At 68.0% G+C, this 5,037-nt stretch carries 5 protein-coding genes; 2 read left to right on the top strand and 3 right to left on the bottom strand.

The annotated features are described in order from the left end of the window. The coding region (locus VGD93_RS09310) for an AfsR/SARP family transcriptional regulator (protein ID WP_395011380.1) at nucleotides 1-780 on the bottom strand (780 nt) is incomplete at its 3' end. Between the two features lie 246 nt (nucleotides 781-1,026). On the opposite strand from VGD93_RS09310, the gene VGD93_RS09305 reads away from it, so the two are divergent. After that, nucleotides 1,027-1,185, top strand: a complete 159-nt coding sequence (locus VGD93_RS09305; RefSeq protein ID WP_395011378.1) for a hypothetical protein — start codon at nucleotides 1,027-1,029, stop codon at nucleotides 1,183-1,185. A 36-nt stretch (nucleotides 1,186-1,221) separates the two neighbouring features. Here the strand turns inward: VGD93_RS09305 and VGD93_RS09300 are convergent, their stop codons facing one another. Both VGD93_RS09300 and VGD93_RS09295 read right to left on the bottom strand, forming a co-directional pair. Further along, nucleotides 1,222-1,962 carry an N-acyl amino acid synthase FeeM domain-containing protein gene (locus tag VGD93_RS09300; RefSeq protein WP_395011377.1) on the bottom strand — a complete coding sequence of 247 codons (741 nt, stop codon included), beginning with the start codon at nucleotides 1,960-1,962 and terminating at the stop codon, nucleotides 1,222-1,224. Between the two features lie 168 nt (nucleotides 1,963-2,130). Continuing rightward, the gene (locus VGD93_RS09295; RefSeq protein ID WP_395011375.1) at nucleotides 2,131-4,386 is read right to left on the bottom strand and encodes a putative bifunctional diguanylate cyclase/phosphodiesterase; all 2,256 of its coding nucleotides are present in this window, start codon (nucleotides 4,384-4,386) and stop codon (nucleotides 2,131-2,133) included. Nucleotides 4,387-4,629: 243 nt separating this feature from the next. On the opposite strand from VGD93_RS09295, the gene VGD93_RS09290 reads away from it, so the two are divergent. Then, nucleotides 4,630-4,926 carry a 4a-hydroxytetrahydrobiopterin dehydratase gene (locus VGD93_RS09290; RefSeq protein WP_395011373.1) on the top strand — a complete coding sequence of 99 codons (297 nt, stop codon included), beginning with the start codon at nucleotides 4,630-4,632 and terminating at the stop codon, nucleotides 4,924-4,926. Nucleotides 4,927-5,037 lie beyond the last annotated feature (111 nt).

The following is a 5,037-nucleotide window of genomic DNA, read 5'->3' as shown; positions in this document are numbered from 1 at the left end:
GGCCTCTTCAACCACGGGCGCAACCGGCTCGGCGGGCGCCGGTGCCGCGGGGCCGGCCGCCGCCGCGAGCCGGAGCTCCCGCCACTTGCGCGTCAGCCTGGCGACGCTGTCGCCGCCGAGGTCGCGGAACTGCCGCTCGGCCGCCTCGAACTGGCGCAGCGCCTCCTGGTCGCGCCCCGCGGCCAGCAGCAGGCGCAACAGGTCGGCGCGCGCCGCCTCGTTGAAGGGGTCGATCTGCACCAGTTGGCGCGCCGGGCGCAACGCCGCGGCCGGATCGGCGTTCAGCCGCTCGATCAGCTCGGCCAGCAGGCCCATCTGCAGCCGCCGCAAATTCTCGCGCTCGGCGACGCACCAGGATTGGAACTCGTGCTGCTGCGGCAGCTCGAGCCCCTCGAGGAATTCGCCGCGAAACAGGGCCGCCAGCGCCTCGAGGCGTTCGACCGGCAGGCGGTGCAGCCCCTGGCTGGCCGCTTCGCGCAGGACCAGCAGGTCGATGTCGAGCCCCGTCACGTCCAGCCCGACGCTCTCCCGCGTCGCCAGCACCCGCGCCGTCCCGGCGTCGTCGATGATGCTGCGCAGGCGGCTCAGGCTCCAGCGCAGCGCGCCGCGCGGATCGTCGGGAACGTCCCAGAACATCGCACACAGGCGCTCCCGCCGGTGCCTGCCGCCCATCGCGGCGAGATAGGCGAGCAGCGCCCGGGTCTTGCGGGACGGCGGCAAAGCAACGCGCCGGTCCTCGCGGAAGACCTCGAGTTCGCCGAGCAGACGCATCTTCAGCATGGGCAGACCTCGGTTGCGCGCAACCGGTCTATCGGCAGCGCTTCCCCCCGCTGCGGCCGGACCTACTATACCAAGACTGGTGGCAATGCCAGCGTTTTACTTGCTTTCTCGAATTATCCACGCACGAGGCGGCAGAAGGTGCGCGCCTGCGCGCCCAAGGCGGCTGCCGGCCCGCCGCAACCCGAGCGCCGCTGCGGCGTTGCCCTGCATATGCGGCGCACGACCGCAAGCGAAAGGGACAACATCATGCGCAAGCACGAACTCGAGCAGATCCTCTATCTGGCGGTTGCCAATGCGCTCGGCGTCACCCCCAGGCCGGCCCCGGCCCGGCGGGCCAGGAAGCGCGACCTGCGCGGTGGCGCCGCCCCCTCCCGGCGCGAGCAGAGGGTTTTGGCGCACGCGTGACGGGCGCCCATGGAGAGCGCCGGGCCGACCGGCCGGCTACGCCGGTTCGGTGCTGTGTCTTGGAGCGTCCTGGGCCGCACGCGCCGTCGGACTGACCGTCGACCGGTCCTCCCCCCGCGGGGAAAAAAGCTGCTGGCGCTCGGCCGCGGTCGAGCGGAAGAAGGGGTACCGGCGCAGCGTCTCGGGCAACTTGGTTTCGACATAGGCGCCGAACAGCGCGACCGGGAAGGTCAGGCCGGGATAGCTCCTCACCTCGCTCATCTTCTCGGAGCCGAACACCCGGCGATAGAAGGCGGCGTGCTCGGGCCGCACCAGGGCGAGGCAGCAGGAGGCGCCGAAATGCACGGAGGCCATGACCGCCAGGCGCAGGGTGAGGAACGGCAGTGCCGGATAGGCCAGTGACGCCTCGTAGTCGGCGGTGAAGCGACTGGGATCGATGAACGTCTCCCCGCGGTCGAGCAGGGGCCCCAGAATATCGGGGCATACCTTCATGCTCGGCGACAGGCGATGGCGCGCAGTGAGGTGATGCAGGCGGATCGAACTGACCAGCGTACCGTCGATATAGACCCCGAACGCCATGCAGTTCGGGGCCTCGTCGAGATCGTCGACGACCACGCCCGCATCGTTGAAGGGCACCGATTCCTCGCGCCGGTAGGCTTCGTAGCGCAGCCGGTACACCGGATTGTCGAGCTCATGGCTGGAGACGCGCGCGTAGCCGACGCGATCGAGGATGTCCATCAGGGCGCCGGCGAAGCGCGAGGCGGGGGAACCCCCCACCGTCAGATTCTCACCACTATGCACAAAACTGCCCCCAAACTTGCGCGGGCAATTTAACCTTTCGTTAAGCCTAATGGAATTGCCGATGCCCGGTTCCGCGCCGCGGCGCCCGCGCACTTGCCGGGAACAGCATTGAATTTGCGCGGCAGATTAGGATCTTAACGTGCATTAACCACGTTTGCGAGTTGCCGGGGCGAGGGGCACAGTGCGGGCCATGCGGGCGATCAGTTCGGCGATCTCCCGCCGGGGAAGCGGTACCCCGAACAGGTAGCCCTGGATCTGATCGATCCGTGTATGCTTCGAAATCAGCGCCAGCTGCGCCTCGGTCTCGACCCCTTCGGCGGTCACCTTGAGGTTGATGTCCTTGCCCAGTTGGGCAACGTTGCTGAGCAGCTTGAGCGAGCGCGGGTTGGACGTGATGTCCATGACGAAGCTGCGGTCGATCTTGAGCTTGGTGAACGGCAGCGCGTGCAGGTAGCTCAGGGAGGAGTAGCCCGTCCCGAAATCGTCGAGTGCGATGCCGATGCCCTGCGCGGCGAGCCTCGAGAGGATGGATGTCGCCGCCTCCCGTTCCTCGATCAGCGCCGTTTCGGTCACCTCCAGCTCGAGCCGCCCCGGCTCCAGCCCCGACGTCTCGAGCGCGGCGTTGACCATGGCCGCCACGTCGGCGTTGCGGAAGTCGCGCGCCGAGATGTTGACCGAGACCGAGATGCCGTCCGGCCAGTTGCGGCACTCGGCAGCGGCCGAGGCGAGTACCCAGCGGCTGATCTCGGAAACCATGCCGGTTTCCTCCGCGATGGGGACGAACAGGGACGGCGGAATCGAGCCCAGCTCCGGATGGTGCCAGCGCGCCAGCGCTTCGCAGCTGACGACCTTGCGGGTCGCAAGATCGACGATCGGCTGGTAGACGAGCGACAGCCCGCCCTCGGCGAGGGCCTGCTTGAGGTCGGTCTTGAGCCGCTGGCGGTAGCGGTAGTCGGTGTCCATTTCCTCGTGGAACACCTGTACCTGCTGCTTGCCGTTCGCCTTGGCCTTGTAGAGCGCCAGATCGGCGCGCGTCATCAGTTCGTCGGGCAGGTCGGCCGGATCTGCCGACAGCACCACCCCGATGCTGACATTGACGTAGAACACCTCCTCCATCACGCTGAAGGGGCGCTTGAACGCCTCGAGAATCGCCCGCGGCAGGGTGACGGTGTCCTCCTGCGTGACCCGGCCGCCGCGATAGACGATGTATTCGTCGCCGCCGAGCCGCGCGACCAGCGTATCGGACCCCAGCACGCTGGTCAGCCGCTGCGCGATCTCGACCAGCACGCGGTCGCCTGCGAGATGGCCCATGGTGTCGTTGACGTGCTTGAAATCATCGACGTCGATGATCATCAGCATCGCCGCCCCGGGTTTGGCCGAGCGCCGGCGCCGCTCGAGATCGGCCTGCATCTGCTCGGCGAAGTAGGCGCGGTTGGGCAGGCCGGTCAAGGCGTCGTAGTGCGCCATGAAGTTGATGCGGTCTTCGGCCTTCACGCGCTCCGAGATGTCCTCGAACAGCAGCACGGTGCGCTGCTGGCGCGAGCTCACGGTCACCTCGAAATGACGATCGCCGGCAAGTCGCAGGACGACCTTGCCGCCCTCGCCCTTTTCGATGAGCTGCAGGAGCTGCCTCGCCGGGCGCTGCGGGATAGTGCCGCGTGCGGCGGCCGCGGAAACCATGATGACGAAGGGCCGGCCCTGCCATTCGCCGCCGCCGAAGCGGGAGAACAACAGGTCGGCCCAGTCGTTGGTGACGGCGACCATGCCGTTCTCGTCGAGCATGCACAGGCCGTGCTGCATCGTCTCGAGGGCCGTGTCGAGTTCGGCGGCAAGGCGCGATGCGTCGACACGGGCATGGACCGCCTTGATCAGGATGGCGCGGATATTGGCGGACACGCGGCGCAGCGACACGAAGAAGGCGATCAGCACGATCGACAGCATGGCCGTGTGCAGCGCGCCGTCGAACAGCATGCCGACGGCCATCGGGATGCTCATCAGCAGCACCTGGATGGTCACCAGCCGATCGATGGCAAAGTTCCGGCCGGCGACGCCCACCAGCACGGAGACCGTAACCGACAGGCTGGCCATCTCGGAAAAGGGCGTGTTCACGAAGAGAAAGCTGTACGCCATCCAGAAGCCGTAGAGCGCGGCGATGGCGGCCGCGCCCCAGGTAGCCCGGCGCTCCCAGCGGATCGCTTCGACGACGTCGTCATCGGCGAGGGCGGTCCGCTCGAACGCCAGCATGTCGAGGTTGCGCGCCACCCCGACCACGACGAAGGCAGCAGCGATGCACAGGGTGACCCTGGAGTTGGCTTCCAGACCCGCGACGGCGGCGACCAAGGCCGAGCTGAGCGCGCCCATCATCATCACGCGCCGGTCCGCATAAAGCGACCGGATCATGGAAACATAGTCGACTGGCGGCAGTGACCGTTGCGCTGCTTCGAACATGGGCCTTCACCGATAGGGGCCCGAATATGCGGGGGCAGCCGTTAATGCCGGCTTTCGGGGTATACGTAGAACTACGGGGAATCCGGCCCTGCGCGCCAGCGGTGCGGAGATTTCTTCCGGATGGTTTACATGAGGTTCGGGCCGCCGGCCCCCGGACCACCCGGGATCCGGCGCCCGCAGCTTGAGGAGCACATCATGGCCGAAAGACTGAGCCCAGCCGAGCGCGAGGTCGCCGTCGCCGCCCTCGACGGCTGGCGCTACGACGCCGCCGCGGGCACCATCACCCGCGATTTCCGCTTCGCCGACTTTTCGGCGGCCTTCGGCTTCATGACCCGCGTCGCCCTGCTCGCCGAGCGGGCGGGGCATCACCCGGACTGGTCGAACAGCTACAACCGGGTATCGATCGCACTTGCCACCCACAGCGCCGGCGGCCTCACCCGCAAGGACGTGGACCTCGCGGCGGCGATCGACAGGCTTTTCGCCGACGCCTGAGCGTCAGTGGAAGTTGCGGCCGGCGGGCAGCGCCGCCCGCGCCTGTCGCTCGGCCATCTCCTGCTGCCGGCGCCAGGCTTCGTCGCGGCCGCCGGCGTCGCTGCGATAGGG

This window comes from Devosia sp. (genome assembly GCF_036406155.1).
In the GTDB taxonomy this organism is placed as follows: Bacteria; Pseudomonadota; Alphaproteobacteria; order Rhizobiales; family Devosiaceae; genus Devosia_A.
The sequence above is the reverse complement of the archived record's forward strand: the minus strand, read 5'-3'. Positions and strand labels throughout refer to the sequence as shown.

Excerpts from the sequence above, each read along its gene's own strand:
- VGD93_RS09295 (WP_395011375.1), bottom strand. The coding sequence starts at position 4,386 with ATGATCCGGTCGCTTTATGCGGACCGGCGCGTGATGATGATGGGCGCG.
- VGD93_RS09290 (WP_395011373.1), top strand. The coding sequence starts at position 4,630 with ATGGCCGAAAGACTGAGCCCAGCCGAGCGCGAGGTCGCCGTCGCCGCC.
- VGD93_RS09305 (WP_395011378.1), top strand. The coding sequence starts at position 1,027 with ATGCGCAAGCACGAACTCGAGCAGATCCTCTATCTGGCGGTTGCCAAT.